Origin of the sequence: Bacillus stercoris (assembly GCF_029772985.1) — a bacterium.
In the GTDB taxonomy this organism is placed as follows: domain Bacteria; phylum Bacillota; class Bacilli; order Bacillales; family Bacillaceae; genus Bacillus; species Bacillus stercoris.
In genome coordinates, this window is sequence record NZ_CP121861.1 from 3,110,813 (window position 1) to 3,127,382 (window position 16,570).

At 42.9% G+C, this 16,570-nt stretch carries 18 protein-coding genes; 6 read left to right on the plus strand and 12 right to left on the minus strand.

Features of this window, described 5'->3' with window-relative positions:
- Positions 1 to 2 precede the first annotated feature (2 nt).
- The 4 genes from cwlQ to QA442_RS16265 all read left to right on the plus strand — a co-directional run bounded on the left by cwlQ (position 3) and on the right by QA442_RS16265 (position 2,764).
- A complete protein-coding gene (cwlQ, locus tag QA442_RS16250; protein WP_255220421.1) occupies positions 3 to 737 on the plus strand; it encodes a bifunctional muramidase/murein lytic transglycosylase in 735 nt (244 codons plus the stop codon).
- A 251-nt stretch (positions 738 to 988) separates the two neighbouring features.
- The gene (locus QA442_RS16255; protein ID WP_003232928.1) at positions 989 to 1,387 is read left to right on the plus strand and encodes a globin domain-containing protein; all 399 of its coding nucleotides are present in this window, start codon (positions 989 to 991) and stop codon (positions 1,385 to 1,387) included.
- Complete coding sequence (gene spxH / locus QA442_RS16260) at positions 1,384 to 2,283, plus strand: protease adaptor protein SpxH (protein ID WP_041521296.1); 900 nt, start codon at positions 1,384 to 1,386, stop codon at positions 2,281 to 2,283. The genes QA442_RS16255 and spxH overlap by 4 nt, the downstream gene beginning before the upstream one ends.
- Before the next feature lie 313 nt (positions 2,284 to 2,596).
- Positions 2,597 to 2,764: a hypothetical protein gene (locus QA442_RS16265; RefSeq protein WP_069839006.1), complete on the plus strand. Its 168-nt coding sequence runs from the start codon at positions 2,597 to 2,599 to the stop codon at positions 2,762 to 2,764.
- A gap of 38 nt (positions 2,765 to 2,802) precedes the next feature.
- Here the strand turns inward: QA442_RS16265 and pepF are convergent, their stop codons facing one another.
- On the minus strand, positions 2,803 to 4,632 hold the full coding sequence (gene pepF, locus QA442_RS16270; protein WP_168780813.1) for an oligoendopeptidase F: 1,830 nt from the start codon (positions 4,630 to 4,632) through the stop codon (positions 2,803 to 2,805).
- A 229-nt stretch (positions 4,633 to 4,861) separates the two neighbouring features.
- Positions 4,862 to 5,983, minus strand: a complete 1,122-nt coding sequence (locus tag QA442_RS16275; RefSeq protein WP_279474515.1) for a competence protein CoiA — start codon at positions 5,981 to 5,983, stop codon at positions 4,862 to 4,864.
- Between the two features lie 73 nt (positions 5,984 to 6,056).
- On the opposite strand from QA442_RS16275, the gene QA442_RS16280 reads away from it, so the two are divergent.
- The gene (locus tag QA442_RS16280; protein ID WP_141237732.1) at positions 6,057 to 6,179 is read left to right on the plus strand and encodes a hypothetical protein; all 123 of its coding nucleotides are present in this window, start codon (positions 6,057 to 6,059) and stop codon (positions 6,177 to 6,179) included.
- Here QA442_RS16280 and mecA read toward each other — a convergent pair.
- Together mecA and QA442_RS16290 are read right to left on the minus strand one after the other, a co-directional pair.
- Entirely contained in the window at positions 6,174 to 6,830 is a 657-nt protein-coding gene (gene mecA, locus QA442_RS16285) for an adaptor protein MecA (RefSeq protein ID WP_095432621.1), read from the minus strand. The genes QA442_RS16280 and mecA overlap by 6 nt on opposite strands.
- Complete coding sequence (locus QA442_RS16290) at positions 6,797 to 6,937, minus strand: hypothetical protein (protein ID WP_134975725.1); 141 nt, start codon at positions 6,935 to 6,937, stop codon at positions 6,797 to 6,799. The genes mecA and QA442_RS16290 overlap by 34 nt, the downstream gene beginning before the upstream one ends.
- A gap of 169 nt (positions 6,938 to 7,106) precedes the next feature.
- Here QA442_RS16290 and QA442_RS16295 point away from each other — a divergent pair, with 169 nt between their 5' ends.
- On the plus strand, positions 7,107 to 7,763 hold the full coding sequence (locus QA442_RS16295; RefSeq protein ID WP_040083448.1) for a TerC family protein: 657 nt from the start codon (positions 7,107 to 7,109) through the stop codon (positions 7,761 to 7,763).
- A 254-nt stretch (positions 7,764 to 8,017) separates the two neighbouring features.
- Here QA442_RS16295 and spx read toward each other — a convergent pair whose 3' ends face one another.
- The 8 genes from spx to oppA all read right to left on the minus strand — a co-directional run bounded on the left by spx (position 8,018) and on the right by oppA (position 16,260).
- The gene (gene spx / locus QA442_RS16300) at positions 8,018 to 8,413 is read right to left on the minus strand and encodes a transcriptional regulator Spx (protein ID WP_003245483.1); all 396 of its coding nucleotides are present in this window, start codon (positions 8,411 to 8,413) and stop codon (positions 8,018 to 8,020) included.
- Positions 8,414 to 8,593: 180 nt separating this feature from the next.
- Positions 8,594 to 9,172 (minus strand): GNAT family N-acetyltransferase, encoded by a 579-nt coding sequence (locus QA442_RS16305; RefSeq protein WP_003244921.1) that lies wholly within the window; start codon positions 9,170 to 9,172, stop codon positions 8,594 to 8,596.
- A 163-nt stretch (positions 9,173 to 9,335) separates the two neighbouring features.
- Positions 9,336 to 10,553 carry an MFS transporter gene (locus QA442_RS16310; RefSeq protein WP_095432622.1) on the minus strand — a complete coding sequence of 406 codons (1,218 nt, stop codon included), beginning with the start codon at positions 10,551 to 10,553 and terminating at the stop codon, positions 9,336 to 9,338.
- A gap of 106 nt (positions 10,554 to 10,659) precedes the next feature.
- A complete protein-coding gene (oppF, locus tag QA442_RS16315; RefSeq protein WP_003239287.1) occupies positions 10,660 to 11,577 on the minus strand; it encodes an oligopeptide ABC transporter ATP-binding protein OppF in 918 nt (305 codons plus the stop codon).
- Between the two features lies 1 nt (position 11,578).
- Positions 11,579 to 12,655, minus strand: a complete 1,077-nt coding sequence (oppD, locus tag QA442_RS16320) for an oligopeptide ABC transporter ATP-binding protein OppD (protein WP_095432623.1) — start codon at positions 12,653 to 12,655, stop codon at positions 11,579 to 11,581.
- A gap of 4 nt (positions 12,656 to 12,659) precedes the next feature.
- Positions 12,660 to 13,577 (minus strand): oligopeptide ABC transporter permease OppC, encoded by a 918-nt coding sequence (gene oppC, locus QA442_RS16325; protein ID WP_003232954.1) that lies wholly within the window; start codon positions 13,575 to 13,577, stop codon positions 12,660 to 12,662.
- A 3-nt stretch (positions 13,578 to 13,580) separates the two neighbouring features.
- Positions 13,581 to 14,516, minus strand: a complete 936-nt coding sequence (oppB, locus tag QA442_RS16330; protein WP_014479444.1) for an oligopeptide ABC transporter permease OppB — start codon at positions 14,514 to 14,516, stop codon at positions 13,581 to 13,583.
- A 106-nt stretch (positions 14,517 to 14,622) separates the two neighbouring features.
- The gene (oppA, locus tag QA442_RS16335) at positions 14,623 to 16,260 is read right to left on the minus strand and encodes an oligopeptide ABC transporter substrate-binding protein OppA (RefSeq protein WP_040083451.1); all 1,638 of its coding nucleotides are present in this window, start codon (positions 16,258 to 16,260) and stop codon (positions 14,623 to 14,625) included.
- Positions 16,261 to 16,570: the final 310 nt, after the last annotated feature.

Consider the following 16,570-nt stretch of genomic DNA (forward strand, 5'->3'; position numbering starts at 1 on the left):
TCGTGAATGTAACGAATTGGGCAGCTTTACTTCAGCTTCAGGCACTACAGTCCATATCTAATGCACGCAGCAGCTCGGACACTCAGAATACGGAAAGCCCGCTTTCAAGTTTCAGCTCTTTGCTCAGCCAATATACAAACGATCTGGCATCTCAGCAATCAGCACCTTCTTCATCGCCAAGCCCGCTCAGCATGCTGAACAGCGCGAATACAACAGCGCCGTCACTGCTTTCAGCGTATGGGCTCAACTCATATACGAGCAGCAATTCAGGTTCAATCACAAAAGCGGCAGAAAACACCGAAACAGCTGCTGCAGATTCAGCTTCAAACAAACATGAAGCAAATCAGATCAGTTCGGGAGACTTCTCCGTTGACAGTGCGATTAAAAAAGCCGCTGATAAATATGGCGTCGATGAAAAACTGATTCGTGCCATCATCAAGCAGGAATCAGGCTTTAATGCAAAAGCGGTCAGCGGAGCAGGTGCGATGGGCCTCATGCAGCTGATGCCATCAACAGCAAGCTCACTAGGCGTTTCCAACCCGCTTGATCCGCAGCAAAATGTGGAGGGCGGAACGAAATATTTAAAACAAATGTTGGATAAATACGACGGCAATGTGTCTATGGCATTAGCGGCTTACAACGCCGGACCGGGGAATGTTGACCGGTACGGAGGCATTCCTCCTTTCCAAGAAACGCAAAACTATGTAAAAAAAATAACTTCAACTTATTACGCGTAACCAGAGGGCTCCCCCTCTGGTTTTTTTGCGAAGTGAAATCTTACGCATTCCTGATTTTTATGTGATATGATATGAAATACAAACCCCGGCTGTCAGCCGAAATGAGTCATCATACGCAAAAAAGGCAGTTTGTTTGTAGAAATGATGCCTTGTTGCTAAAATAAACCTAGATGAAACAATGAAATACAGAAAATTACTTTTTGCAATAGGATTTATGATTCCTATTAGCCATATTTAAAGGAGTAGTCAACATGGGACAATCGTTTAACGCACCTTATGAAGCGATTGGAGAGGAACTTCTATCGCAACTTGTTGATACTTTTTATGAGCGTGTCGCGTCTCATCCTTTGCTGAAGCCGATTTTTCCGAGCGATTTGACAGAAACCGCCAGGAAACAGAAGCAATTCTTAACTCAGTATTTAGGCGGGCCTCCTCTTTATACTGAGGAACACGGCCATCCTATGCTCAGAGCAAGGCATCTTCCCTTTCCAATTACAAACGAGAGAGCTGATGCGTGGCTCAGCTGTATGAAGGACGCAATGGACCATGTAGGGCTGGAGGGCGAAATTCGCGAGTTTTTGTTTGGCCGGCTGGAGTTGACAGCAAGGCATATGGTGAATCAAACGGAAGCGGAGGATCGATCATCTTGACAAACTATCAGCATGAGCTATACTTCGCCCATTGCCATGGTCATCCAAAAAAACCGCTTGAGATTTATATGTTTGTAGACCCTTTATGTCCTGAATGCTGGTCCTTAGAGCCCGTCATCAAAAAGCTGAAAATTAGATACGGACGTTTTTTCACCTTACGCATTATCGCTTCCGCAAGCCTTACCGCTTTAAATAAAAAGCGAAAAAAGCATCTCCTCGCAGAAGCATGGGAAAAGATCGCGAGCCGCTCAGGCATGTCGTGTGACGGCAATCTCTGGTTCGAGCAAGATCAGCCGCTTTCATCACCTTATATGGCTGCTCTCGCTTTTAAAGCAGCCGAATTGCAAGGAAGAAAAGCCGGTATGCAATTTCTCAGAAATATGCAGGAGAGCCTATTTGTTTCAAAGAAAAACATCACCGATGAAAATGTGCTTTTGGAGATTGCTGAAAATACAAGTCTCGATCTTGAAGAATTTAAAAAAGATCTGCATTCTCAAAGCGCGGTCAAGGCGCTTCAATGTGACATGAAAATTGCTGCTGAGATGGATGTTTCTGTTAATCCGACACTGACGTTCTTCAATACGCAGCATGAGGATGAAGGGCTTAAAGTTCCTGGCAGCTACTCATATGATGTATATGAAGAAATTTTATTTGAGATGCTTGGCGACGAGCCGAAGCCGTCGGAAACACCGCCTTTAGAATGTTTTATTGAATATTTCCGCTTCGTTGCCTCGAAGGAAATTGCTCTTGTATATGACCTGAGCCTTGAAGAGGTAGAAAAAGAAATGAAAAAATTGGCGTTTGCTAAAAAGGTTGCCAAAGTGGAGGCCAAACACGGAATGTTTTGGAAGTCTCTCAGCACTTATTCTGATGAATATCAATCATGTGAAAAATAGCCGCAGGTGTGCATATGCTTGAGGCTGTTTTTTTGCGCTAAAACCAAACGTATGTTCTAAATTTAATACTAAAGAAACCGCGCCGGGATAAGCGCGGTTTCATATGTCTTAACGACAACAAAGGGGATGGGAGAAATTTTTCACGGTCAAACAAAGGGGTAATGTTTGTTTGTGATCAATTTCACATCCTTATGATAACAAAAGATGTCGACTTTTGACAACCTCTATGCTTAATGTTCATATTTTTGTCACAAAACATAACGGAGTTCATTCACTCATATCCTTATAAGGAAAAAGGACGAGGAGGACCGCCATGATGTCTATTTTGATCTCGATTGTGTGCATTGCCGTTTTTTTCTGTCTGAATATCTTAGGCATGATGCATATGCTGCCGCTTTATATTACCTCTCCTCTGCTGTTTCTGTCTATTTTGTTTACCCTCTACCGCTTGAATCACCGGAAAACCTTTAAAGGGTTTTAAAAAAGCCTGTGCGTCATTTCCGCACAGGCTTATTTTTTTTAAGACTGCTTGACTTTCATCAGCAGCTCTTCCATTTCATCGAGTTTTTCTTCAAACATTTTGCAAGCAGCTTCGATTGGCTCTGGAGACGTCATATCAACGCCCGCTTTTTTCAGGACATCAATCGGGTATTGTGAGCTTCCCGCTTTCAGGAAGTCAATATAACGGTCAACCGCAGGCTTCCCTTCCTTCAAAATCTGGCTGCTTAATGCTTGGGCAGCGCTGTACCCCGTCGCATACTGATACACATAGTAATTGTAATAGAAGTGCGGAATCCGCGACCATTCAAGGCCGATTTCCTTATCAATCACCATGCCGTCTCCGAAATACTTTTTATTCAGATCGTAATAAACATTTGTCAGGAGCTCAGGTGTAAGCGGCTCGCCTTCTTGCGCCTTTGTATGGATCAGGTGTTCAAACTCGGCAAACATCGTTTGTCTGAAGACCGTTCCCCTAAAGCCTTCAAGCATATGGTTGAGAATATATAAACGCTGTTTTTCATCCTCTAAATTATTCAGCAGATATTCGCCAAGAAGCGCTTCATTTGTCGTAGAAGCAACTTCTGCGACAAAGATGCTGTAATTGCCGTATGGATATGGCTGGTGCTTTCTCGTATAGTAGCTGTGTACGGAATGTCCAAACTCGTGCACGAGCGTAAAGAGATTATTGACGTTATCATGCCAGTTCATCAAAATATACGGATTCGTGCCGTAAGCTCCTGATGAATAAGCGCCATTGCGTTTTCCTTTATTTTCATAAACGTCCACCCAGCGGTTTTCCAGTCCTTCTTTTAAGATAGAGGCATATTCCTCCCCTAAAGGTGCGAGGCCTTTCAGCATGTAATCTTTGGCTTCCTCGTATGTCACCTTCATCCCCGCATCCTTCACAAGCGGTGTATACAGATCATAGATATGCACTTCATCAAGCTCTAGCACTTTCTTTCTCAGCGCGATATATCGGTGAAGAAGAGGCAAATGCTTATTAATCGTCTTCACGAGGTTATCGTATACTTCCTCAGGAATGCTGTTGTTAGAAAGCGCAGCCTCACGCGCTGACTTGTACTTTTTCACTCTCGCGTAGAAGTTGTCCTTTTTCACAGTGCCGCTTAGTGTCGTGGCCATTGTGTTTTTATATTGTCCGTACGTTTTATACACTGCGTCAAACGCATTTTTGCGGACTTCGCGGTTTTCACTTTCCAAGAAATTAATAAAGTTGCCGTGTGTGATCTGTTTTTCATTCCCATCTTCGTCTTTAATGGACGGGAACGTAATATCTGCGTTATTTAACACGCTGAATGTATTTGAAGATGATCCTAATACCTCGGAAGCCTCAGCAAGCAGCGCCTCTTCCTTCTCGCTCAGCACATGCGGACGTTCTTTTGTAATCTCCTCAATCGCATGAGAGTACAGCTTTAATTCTTCTTTTTCAAGAATGAACTGCTGCAGTTTGTCTTCTTCTATGGATAAAATTTCAGGAACCAAATAAGCTGTCGCGCTTGCGGCCTGTGTATACAGGTTTCCCGCCTTGTCATTCAGCCCTTGGTAAAAGGAGTTCCCGGTATCCTGGTCAGAGCGCATATGCGCATATGTGTACAGCCTTCCCAGCCGCTCCATCACTTTATCTTGGTACGTAAGAGCCTCGTATAAATGATCAGCTGAATCGGCCAGCTTTCCTTTATACTTAGATAAATTCGGAATTAATTCTTTTACAGCTTGAAATTCTTTATTCCAGGCCTCATCACTAGGAAAAATATCCTCAAGTCTCCATGTGTCTTCTGCCTTTACCTCACTTCTGTCAGGCAGTTGATTTGCTTTTTTTTCCTCAGCCATGGTGATCCCCCTCGTCTTCTTTGATTCAAGCCAATTGAAAAAGCAACTGTTTCTCAATAAACTTGTGTTGTGAATATCTTCCGGTTTTTCACTGCCTTTTGTCAAATCATATGCAGTAATGAAGAGAACGAATGCCAAAAAAGCAGTAAAAACACGAAAAACCTTTCCTTTTGTGCCGTTCACAGCCAGCCCACCACCTTTGTCTTAGGGTGAGCCAAATCAGACAAACTCATTCTATAAAACAGCTGCGGTCTCTTTCTATGAGATCCTGCATTGAGCGAATGCCATCTGCAGGCTGGTTCAGCACATATACTTCTTTCTGAGTCTCCCTTAAAAATCCCTTCTTGCACAAAAAATCAATGTACTGTTTAACAGCTTCAGAAAGACACTCTTCGCTGCATTCGAATCTGAGTGCCATGTTCTTTTTATGAATGTGCAGTTTGCATTGCTGTAAAACGGCTGAAAAACGAATTGGCGCATGTTTCTCTCCAAGATCCGTGATAAACAGGTAAAGAAACCCCTGCCACACAAAAACCGGACTCTTAAAAACTGCCCCTTTTACAACAGGAACAAACACTTCAGTCGGCAGAAAAGAAAAGGGCGTCTGCCGCTTCTCATAAAACAGCTGCTTAAGGCGATTTGTTTCCTTTGAGTTAAACCGATGGGGTTTATGGCGAAAACGGTGTATCGCTTTCGTCCAGCCTGAATATTGAATTGAGGATTTCGGTTCAGTAAAAAAAAGATCGTCTATACCTGCCCGATGGATAGGGATCGTTTGGACTGAGGAATAAGAATGGGTTGTGTAGAATGGAATGATGTGGCTGAGCCGGAGAAAAGAACGCCTTTCCGGACAATAACATATCAGTTCTCTGTATGGGTTTGCATTGATAAACTGCCAATGAAAAGCTGAAAGCTGATAAAAGGACGAAGCAGTCCGTTGTAAGCGGCTGTGTCCCATAATCCACTGCGGGATGATCCCTGCTTGTTTGAAGCCCTCTGTCCGCTTTTGAAAGACATCCGGACTGATCGTGGCACATTGATATTCAACAGCAAGCATACGCTCCTTGATCCTTGCCATGACGTCCGGTCTTTGGTTGATTTCCTTTATATACGGTTCCAATATGGGAGAAGCCTTTTGCGTTTTCAGCCATACGTACAGCTGTCTTTTTCCTTCTAAATGGTAGGCGCTTTCCGGTTCTATGTCTATGGAGCAGGACTTGTTCTGTTTATGGGCAAAATGCGGCGCTTTTTGAAGTCCGAGCTTCACAGCAAGCTCTTCTCCGCATACCGGACAGAAGAATCGTTTCCGCTTTAATTTTTGGCTTTGCTGAGCGCCCAGAAGGTGAAACATTTGACCGTCTTCAGTCACAGCACTAAACAATTGTCATCTCTCCTTTCCAGTTGAGGTATACTTTCTGGATAAAATGATCAACTCCTGTTTGCTGTATGTTCCGCTTGTACGTGCGTTTTTGATTTTTCACATCTCTAAAAGGACATTTTCGTGCACAAAAAAAACCGATTTCCGGAAAGAAATCGGTTTGCTATGATGCAAAGTGTTTTTTTATCGTTTCTAGAGCATGCTCTGAAATAATCAGCTTGCCGTACTCTTCAAGACGGTGTATGCTGATTGAGGATTCATTTGCGTACTCCAGCAGGATGCTTAGCTGATTTTCAACCTCTTCATCAGTCATATTGCAAAAATCCACATATAAATAATATCGGTTCTCAAACGAATATAAAGTCGTTTTGCTTCCGTTAACGTTCAAATTAGATAGAGAAATAACATCCTCAAAATCGCCAAATCGCAAGACATATTGAAGCTTTTGCTCCTTCTCTTCCTGATTGACGGCCTGCTCTTCTTTCTGGAAATCATCCAGCAAGGCGTCAAGGTCCTCAGATGCTGGTTCTTGCTTTTTATCCTCAGGAATCGGCAGTTCGAGCTTTTGTCCGTCTTTGGAAAGCTGGGCTTTTGTGACGATGATTTCTAATCCTTTGTCAAGCGCCTGAACTTGAATCCAAAGAGGGCCTTCCACAGCGAATTCCTCTTCTTCATGAACTTCATCCATGACTTCCCAGAACAGTTCTTCACTGCGCTCACGGTTATACCAAATTTCTTCTCTGTCAAAACCGCGATCTTCAATATCTCCGTAAGACATATAAAATTTTACTGTATGCTCGTTAATTCTTTCAATTTCCATTTGCCAACCTTCCCTTCTATATAAGATGTTGAAGGGACATCTAAGCTCCCGATTAATTGTACTTTACTACACTTTACCCATTCCGTCCACATCTTAACCTTAAGCAAGGCCAGTGTGAATTCCTTTGTATTTCTATTTTATGATAAAACAGTCACAAAAGAAATAAAAATGCACCTTTACCTAAAAAACGGCAGTTCAGGCTGCTGATATCATAAAATGCGGCCTGTCTCATATAGTAGTAGTACAAGCGAAGGACTGAAAGCGAGGTGCCGATTCATGGAGCATGACTATCTGATTTCTCTGCTTGTAATTGTTGGGATCGACCTGATCCTTGGCGGAGATAATGCGGTCGTCATTGCCATGGCCAGCAGACATTTGCCGGACAAGCAAAGACAGCAAGCTATTATTCTCGGAACATTTATAGCCGTTGCCATGAGAATCGGATTAACAAGTGCAGCAGTATATCTTTTGAACATTCCGTTCTTGCAGTGCGCCGGCGGAATTTTCCTGCTGTATTTAGGATATCAGCTGCTGATCGAAAAAAAAGATACTCAGCACATTAAAAGCAGCACCTCTTTGTGGAGAGCGATACGAACGATTGTGCTTGCAGATCTCTTTATGTCGCTGGACAATGTCATCGCAGTTGCAGGAGCATCACACGGTGAGTTTTCTCTCGTCGTCATAGGTTTGTGTGTATCGGTTCCGGTTATTATTTGGGGCAGCAAACTCATCCATTTTGCACTAGGGAAAATACCGCTTCTGATTTACGCGGGAAGCGGGCTGCTTGCTTATACTGGCGGAGAAATGATTGTCAGAGACAAAAAGCTGTCACTTTTTATGGCGCAGCACGGCACAGTCGAAACACTCCTCCCCATTTTGACGGTTGCCTTTGTCATTCTTGCGAGCATTTATTACCAGCAGGTTGAAAAATAAAAGGAGGCTGATGACTCAGCCTTCTTTCAGCGTGTCGACAAACCTTTGCATTCGTTGTCAGACCTGCGCGTCGGTGCTCACGAATAAACATATTCGTTGTGCTCCAATGCTCGGCCTTCCTAGACTTCAAAGGTTTTCAATCACGCTGAACTGAAAAGGTAACAAAATCCTAAAACAAAAAACCGTTTTAGGATTTTGTCAACTATCTAAAAAAGAAGGCTGATGACTCAGCCTTCTTTTGATGATACGATCTATTAGTTTGCCAAACGCTGTGCTTCTCTTAATTGGAAAGAGCGAACTTTTCTTGGCAGGAAACGTCTGATTTCGTCTTCGTTATATCCGACTTGCAAACGTTTTTCGTCGATGATGATCGGACGGCGAAGCAAACCTGGATGCTCGTTGATCAAGCGGTACAAATCTTGCAGCGGCATAGATTCAACGTTCACATTGAGTTTTTGGAATACTTTTGAACGGGTTGAGATGATTTCATCTGTTCCGTCCTCAGTCATTCGAAGAATTTGTTTTATTTCATCAATTGATAAAGGTTCAGAGAAAATGTTTCTTTCTACAAATGGAATCTCGTGCTCCTCGAGCCACGCTCTCGCCTTTCTGCATGAAGTACAGCTTGGTGATGTGTATAGTGTAACCATTCATCTTCACTCCTCTAATTAGTAGGATGAACATCTATTTTATTCTTAAATTGAAATTACTCTAAAAAAGGAATCTTTACAGGTATTATACTATAAAAAAGTAAGTGTGAACAGTATCCTAAGAAAAAAATGTGTCAATCCAGCAAATTTTTAATGTTCATGATATGTTCTTATTCTCAATTAGCTTAACTGATCGAAAATATTTTTTTGTTTTTCTTCATCGATGATTTCCAAGACCTCATCCGTTTTTTCGTACGATTCTCCGTACCATTTCTCATCTTTATAAGTATGAATGTTTTCATATGTCTGTTTCATGGCTTCAAGAATTTCTTCTTCTGATTCTGTTTTCGGTGACCAATACAGAATCTCCATCTTGTTTACTTCATTCGTAGCCAATGACCGGCGACGGTACCCAATTGATTGAGCATGCTTGAAATGCTCTCTTTGATAAAACCTCAGGCGTTTTTCTGTATCAGTATCATCTTCATCCACAGGTTCCACCTCGAGCAATATGGGCTTATTTTTCTTTTTCAGCTTTGCGATCAATTTGCCGCCAAGCCCCTGCCCTCTTGCATCCTTAGACACATACAGATAATCAACGAAAATAAAAGAATCGAATTCCGCAAACATTAAAATATGATGTTTGCCTTCATCTTTATGATAAATATCGCTTCGCTCTTTCAGAAGAGCTTCCATATGCGCTTTTGATTTCATTTCTTCAATTGGAAAGTACTCGCTAAGCTTTTCATACCAGTTCATTGATTTGCTCCTTATGAGTTCATTGTCTTCATACTTTTAGATATACCCCATTTCTTCTTGTTTAAACAGCCTTACATCTATAAAGACGTACGAACTTCCGCCATGGTTTCATTTTTTTTCAGAATGAACGGAGCCAGCTGCTCCGTTTATTCTGAAGTGCATCTCATTGAACCCGGTTTTCCCGCCTGTAATGAACAAGCCGGGGCTGTGCCAGTGCAATCAGAAACGTCATGATATATAATGCAGCAGCTGCAATAAAAGCTGTTTTCGCACCAGCCGCATCAGCCACTAACCCCATAATGGAGTAGGTGACACCTGACCAAGGAGTTAAAATTGCATTTTTTGCAGCCATGATTCCGATACGTTTCTGTTCGGGAATAACCTCCTGCAGCATGGTTTCCTGGCAAATATCACGCACCTGATAAAAAGGCCCCATTGCGGCACAAGCCAGCGCGCATAAAAACGGGATTGTAGAAATTGAGAACAGAAGGGTCAGCGCCGCCATCACAAGCGAGCAGAAAATAATAGCGCAGCCCATGTTCCGCTCAAAAAAAGCAGAAAAACGAATGGCAATCACACTGCCGACAATGGCACCTATAAAATAAGAAGCGTTAAACATCCCCCACCACGCTTCTGTTTCATGTAAAACAACCGCAGTAAAGGCGAGAAGAATAGCAGACGACCAAACAGAACCCGCCAAAGCTTCTATCATGTCCATAAAAGTAATGTCTCTTACAATAGGAATAATCATTAAATCCTTCCATATACTTCTGCCAGATGCTTTTTCATCTGTTTCATCAGTCGTTTTTTCATTTATATGAAGCCCCTTGAGGGAAACTCCCGAAAGAACAAACAGGCAAATGGCTGCACCGACAACGACTTCAAAAGGGACGGCATATGTCAGAAGGCCTCCAAGGCCCCAGCCTGCTGTTAAGAACAATTGATTCGAAAGGGAGATCACGCCATTCGCTTTTACATAGTGCTCTTTTGGAACAATAATCGGCAGCAGCGCGAATCTTGCCGGCTGAAAAAAAGCGCCCGCGAAGGAAAAACAGAACACAAACAGCAGCGTAATCCAAAAGAATGCCTGTCCGTGATGAGTGACACTGTATGCCATCAGGATTGTAAAGACCGCTCTCAGCAGATTTGCGCCCGCAAGCACCTTTTTAAAACCGAGATTGCGAAGCACCGGAGAGACGCAAAAGCTTGCAGCTATACTTGCAAACGACATGAACGATAATACGAGTCCAGCCAAAAAAACGGAGTCAGTCATTTGATAAACACGGACCATTAAAACGATTGTGACAAGGACTCCTGCTAAGGATTGAAGAGATTGAGACAGCAATAGCGCAAAAACATTTTTGTTATGCAGAAATTGAATTGTATTTCGCCTCCGCTATTTTCCTCTAATTGTAAATGTTATCATTCTCACTTTCTATGAGGACGCAAAAAAATCCTTCAAGAGATTCTCTTGAAGGATTGATGAATCATGAAAAAGCTTTAAATTCGGCTTCCGTGCACATCACAAAATGTCCCGGTTTGACTTCACGGAATTCCATCGTTTCCCCATCTTTTAATTGATGGACGGACGGATCATATTTCTGGCGGACTCGATTTCTCTCATAGTCCGGATCTGGAAGCGGAATCGCAGAAAGCAATGATTTTGTATATGGATGAAGCGGATTCTCATAAAGCTCATCTGCCGGCGCAAGCTCAACCAGTTTCCCGAAATACATAACTCCAATGCGGTCGCTGATGTATTTGACCATCGATAAATCGTGGGCAATAAACAGGTATGTGAGCCCTTTTTCTTTTTGCAGTTCTTTCATTAAATTCACGACCTGCGCTTGAATGGATACATCCAAAGCGGAAATCGGTTCATCTGCGATAATGAATTCCGGATCAACAGCAAGCGCTCTGGCAATCCCGATTCTTTGGCGCTGGCCACCGGAAAATTCATGGGGATAGCGATTCGCGTGTTCCTTGTTCAATCCCACTGTTTCCAATAGTTCATGAACCCGCTGCATCCGCTCTTTTTTCGTTTTCGCCAGCTTATGAATATCAAGCCCTTCAGCAATAATATCAGCAACTGTCATTCTCGGATTCAGGGACGCATATGGGTCTTGGAAAATCATCTGCATTTTGCGGTTGAATTCCAGCAGCTTTTTCCGCGATTTTTTCCCGTGCACATTTTCGCCGTTGAACAGCACCTCACCATCGGTTGCTTCGTACAGCCGGATAATGCTTCGGCCTGTTGTCGATTTACCGCAGCCAGATTCACCAACCAGCCCTAATGTTTCACCTTTATAGATATCAAATGATAAATCATCTACAGCCTTAACCGTTCCTCTCGGTGTGACAAAGTGCTGTTTTAAATGTTTGATTTCTAATAGTTTTTCAGTCAATTTATTCACCTTCTCTCACTAAGACAGGTTTTTCATACGTGTTTGCAAGTTTACGCATTTTCGCTTTTACCGCTTCAGGCGGCTCTACCTTTGGCGCGTCGGGATGAAGCAGCCACGATTTGACATAATGAGTATCAGATACCTTAAACATTGGCGGCTCCTGTTCAAAATCGATTTTCATCGCATAAGGGCTCCGCGGGGCAAAAGCATCTCCTTTTGGCGGGTTTGTCAAATCAGGCGGCGTGCCCGGAATGGCAGTCAGCTCTTCCTCTCCTGAACTTTCCAGTGTCGGCATGGATGCAAGAAGCCCCCAAGTATACGGATGTCTCGGATCGTAGAAAATTTCGTCTACCGTACCTGTTTCTACAATCTGTCCCGCGTACATGACAGCGACCCGGTCAGCAACGTTTGCCACAACACCAAGATCGTGTGTGATAAAGATGATGGACGTGTCAATTTTCTTTTGCAAACCCTTCATCAATTCCAGAATTTGTGCTTGAATCGTTACATCAAGTGCAGTGGTCGGCTCGTCGGCGATCAAAAGCTTCGGATTCGCCGCAAGCGCCATGGCGATGACAACCCGCTGCCTCATACCGCCTGAAAATTCGTGCGGAAATTGGTTCACTCGCTTTTCCGGCATTGGGATACCGACTAATTCCAGCAGTTCAACCGCGCGTTTTTTAGCCGCTTCCTTTGAGATCTTTTCGTGTTTAAAAAGCACTTCCGTAATTTGTTTACCGACCTTCATCGTTGGATTTAAGGAGGTCATCGGATCCTGAAATATCATGCCGATCTCTTTTCCCCGGACATTTTGCATTTCTTTTTCGGACAGCGGCACCAGATCCTTCCCTTCAAACAGGATTTCACCGCGTTTGAAATAACCCGGAGGCATTGGAATCAGCTTCATAATCGCCTGAGAGGTTACACTTTTTCCGGACCCTGATTCTCCGACGATAGCCAGCGTCTCTCCTTTTTCCAGATGGAAATTCACTCCGCGGATCGCTTGGACCTCTCCGCCATATGTTTTAAATGAAATTGCTAAATCTTTTACTTCTAATAGGCGTGTCACCCGTATCACTCCCTTATTTACGTAACTTAGGATCCAATGCGTCTCTTAATCCATCGCCGACAACGTTAAAGCCAAACATTGTAATGCAGATAAATCCTGCAGGGAAGAATAAACGCCACGGATAATAGGTCAATGCAGGCAATCCGTCAGAAGCCATCGTTCCCCAGCTTGCCAGCGGAGCCGGGACACCGAGTCCCAAATAGCTTAAAAAGGCCTCTGTGAAAATCGCAGTAGGAACTGTCAATGTCATCGTGACCAAAATGGAACCCATTGCGTTTGGCACGATATGTTTAAACAGCAGACGGGATGTTTTCGCACCCAGTGTCTGTGAAGCAAGCACATACTCTTGATTCTTCAGCTGCAGCACTTGTCCGCGCACGATTCTGGCCATGTTAATCCAGCCCGTAATCGTCATGGCAATAATAATCGTAAATAGCCCTTTCGGAAGAACAACCATCAGTAAGATAACCATTAATAATGAAGGAACTGCCCAAAGGATATCAGCGATACGCATCATAATTTCATCTGTTCTTCCTCCGCGGAAGCCTGAAATGCTCCCCCAAATGACGCCGATCAGCAAATCAAGAACAGCGGCTGCGACACCGATAAAGATTGAGATTCGCGCTCCTACCCATGTACGGACGAAAATGTCCCGTCCAAGATCATCTGTGCCGAACCAGTGATCTTTTGAAGGCGGCTTATCCGCATTTAAGAGATTAGTAGTTGAATAATCATACCTTGAGAACATCGGCGCAAAAATGGCCATAAGGATAATGAGCACGATAATGATAAGCCCGACCATTGCAAGCTTATTGCTGCGGAAGCGAAGCATCGCATCTTTCCAGAGGGAAAGGCTCTTTTTACTTATTTTTTCTGCATCGCCGGCATTCGCTGCGGCTGGTTCAAACATGTTTTTCGGAATGTTCTGCATGGCCTAGGCTCCTTTCTTTGCTTTGGAAAGCTTGATTCTCGGATCAATAATGCCGTAAAGCACGTCTACGATTAATACACACAATAGCAGGATGACACTGAAGAACACCGTTACACCCATAATGACTGTATAATCACGGTTTGTAATACTGTTTACGAAGTGTGAACCAAGACCCGGGATCCCAAAAATCGTTTCAATGATAAAACTTCCCGTTAAGACCTGGGCGGCCATCGGGCCCATGTATGTAACAACCGGCAAAAGCGCGTTTCGAATGGCGTGCCGCACTGTAACTGCTGGACGGGACAGCCCTTTCGCTTTCGCAGTGCGGATATAATCACTGTTTAACACTTCGATCATGCTTGAACGGGAAAGTCTGGCAATGAACGCCATCGGCATGGAAGCAAGTGCGATTGAAGGCAAAAAGGTGTATGCCCAGGACTCCCACCCCGCGACCGGAAACAGCCCAAGCTTCATGGAGAACACATATTGCAGAACAGCCGCCATGATAAAGCTTGGAACTGAAATACCAAATATCGTTAAAATCGCGACGGTATAATCCTGCCACTTATTATGGTAAAGAGCTGCAATGACTCCAAACAATACACCTAACGCTAAAGCGAGGAGAATAGCTTCTGCTCCAAGAGTGAATGAAACGGGGAAACCTGAATTGATCAGGTCGTTAACACTCTGACCTTTATATTTAAATGATGGTCCGAAATCCCACATTGCAACTGATTTCAAATAACTGACGTATTGTACAAACAGCGGCTTGTCCAAGCCATAGTGCGTATTTAAGTTTGCTTCAATTTCAGGTGGAAGCTTTTTCTCACCTGAAAATGGCCCGCCCGGTGCTGCTTGCATTAAGAAGAATGTCACAGTTACAATCACAAATAGTGTGATAATCATATAGACTAAGCGTCTTCCGATATATTTTAGCAAGGGGGAACACCTCCATGGTTTTTACTTTTTTATATTCTTCAGTAAGAAAGGTATATGGGAAATAGGTCCCCATATACCTTGAGGTTATTGTTTTCACAAATAAGACTTATTGAAAGTACGCGTTTCTGAAATAAATTTCTCCAGTTCCAGTAATAATGGTTCCTTTCAGATTTTCGTCTTGTACCCAAGGAATCGTATAAAAATAAATTGGAGCGACCGGCATTTCATCAATGAAAATTTCTTCCGCTTTTTTCAGCAGCTCTGCACGTTTGTTTTGATCTGTTTCAGTTTGTGACTGATTCAGCAATTTTTTGAATTCTGGGTTTTCCCAGCCCGTATCGTTATTTCCTCCGTCTTTGTCACGGAACAATTCTAGGAAGTTAATAGGATCGTTAAAGTCGCCAAGCCAGCCCATACGGCCGATTTGATAATCTTGGCTGTGGAGCTTATCGATATAGACATTCCATTCAGAGTTATCAAGCTCAACATTTACGCCTAAATTTTTCTTCCACATTTCTTGTACAGCTTGAGCGATTTTCGCATGTGCATCATCAGTGTTATAAGACAATTTGATTTTCGGAAGGTCAGATGCCTTGCTTAAGCCCATTTCTTTTAGGCCTTTTTCAAGGTATTCTTTTGCCGTTTTGATATCGTTGTCTTTGTAGTAGCCTTCTTTGTTATCCTCAAATCCCTTCATTGTCGGCGGAACCGCAGCCATTGCCGGGATTTGCTCTCCTTGCGTAATGTTTTTAACAATCGATTGACGGTCAATCGCATAAGATAATGCTTTACGGATATTGACGTTGTCTAACGGCTTAGCTTCTGTGTTGAATTTGTACCAATACACACCTGCCATCGGCTCAACATGTAAAGAACCGTCTTTTTTCAAGGAAGGGAGAGATTCTGTCGGAAGCTGTCCGAGCGGCAAACCGGCCCAATCAAGTTCGCCAGCTTGGAATTTTTTCAATTCCGTATTGTTATTGTTGATCATAACCATATCAATTTTCTTCAGTTTGACTTTGTCTTTATCCCAATACTGGTCATTTTTTTCGAGAGTAATAGAACCGCTGTGTTTCCATGCTGTCATTTTGAACGGCCCGTTTGATACATAATCATCCCCAGCATTTGTATTCCACTTTTTATTTTTCTCTGCAATTTTCTTGTTGATCGGCATATACGTATAGAACGCAGTTAATTCAGTGAAATATGGAGTCGGGTTATTTAATTCAACCTTCAGCGTTTTGTCATTCACGGCTTTTACTGCCACATCATCTAGGCTGCCTTTGCCGGTATTCGCCGCTTCAGCACCTTTTATGTAGTAGAGCTGGTAAGCGTATTGTGATTCATTATTAGGGTCAAGCGCCCATTTCCAAGCATATTCAAAATCTTGTGCTGTAACAGGATCTCCATTAGACCATTTCACACCATCACGAATAGTGAATGTATATGTTTTACCGTCCTTGCTTGTTTCGATTTTAGATGCCATGCCTTCTTCAGGCTCCCCATCTGCATTAATGCGTGTCAATCCTTCAAAAGTCTGACGGATGACACCGCCTGAAACTGAATCATTTGCCAATCCCGGATGTAAGGAGAACGGCTCAGTTTTAATATTAATGTTAAGTGTTGTCTTTCCTTTACTGTCCTTTTTCCCTTCACCGTTTGATCCGCTGCCGCCAAAGCCGCAAGCGCTCAGCACGAGAGTGAAAATGAGCATCAACGTGACAATCGACCAACGTTTTTTCATATTCGCAAACCCCCTAATAAGAATTTTTCAGCTCCTTACGGCTAAATCCTCAGAAATATCAGACAAATGAACCTAAGTTTCCATAACTTTTATTCTGTTCCGTCTTTTCTGATTATTTTTGTAAAAAAGCTGTAACAATAGAGTGAACAAGTTCATTATAATGAAACAAATAATTTATTGCAATATTATTTTATCAATTTAAAATATTTAAACTTCGTTAGTTTTTCTTCCACGAACATAATATCCTTCTACCATTTAAAGCATAAATTGATTAAAAACTTTTTCATGAGTTTTCTATCCATATTGCTTT

Bases quoted from the DNA above. Each gene is read 5' to 3' on its own strand.
- QA442_RS16255 (WP_003232928.1), top strand. From the start codon at position 989: ATGGGACAATCGTTTAACGCACCTTATGAAGCGATTGGAGAGGAACTT.
- QA442_RS16265 (WP_069839006.1), top strand. From the start codon at position 2,597: ATGATGTCTATTTTGATCTCGATTGTGTGCATTGCCGTTTTTTTCTGT.
- pepF (WP_168780813.1), bottom strand. From the start codon at position 4,632: ATGGCTGAGGAAAAAAAAGCAAATCAACTGCCTGACAGAAGTGAGGTA.
- QA442_RS16275 (WP_279474515.1), bottom strand. From the start codon at position 5,983: ATGTTTCACCTTCTGGGCGCTCAGCAAAGCCAAAAATTAAAGCGGAAA.
- QA442_RS16280 (WP_141237732.1), top strand. From the start codon at position 6,057: ATGATCAACTCCTGTTTGCTGTATGTTCCGCTTGTACGTGCGTTTTTG.
- mecA (WP_095432621.1), bottom strand. From the start codon at position 6,830: ATGGAAATTGAAAGAATTAACGAGCATACAGTAAAATTTTATATGTCT.
- QA442_RS16295 (WP_040083448.1), top strand. From the start codon at position 7,107: ATGGAGCATGACTATCTGATTTCTCTGCTTGTAATTGTTGGGATCGAC.
- spx (WP_003245483.1), bottom strand. From the start codon at position 8,413: ATGGTTACACTATACACATCACCAAGCTGTACTTCATGCAGAAAGGCG.
- QA442_RS16305 (WP_003244921.1), bottom strand. From the start codon at position 9,172: ATGAACTGGTATGAAAAGCTTAGCGAGTACTTTCCAATTGAAGAAATG.
- oppC (WP_003232954.1), bottom strand. From the start codon at position 13,577: ATGCAGAACATTCCGAAAAACATGTTTGAACCAGCCGCAGCGAATGCC.
- oppA (WP_040083451.1), bottom strand. From the start codon at position 16,260: ATGAAAAAACGTTGGTCGATTGTCACGTTGATGCTCATTTTCACTCTC.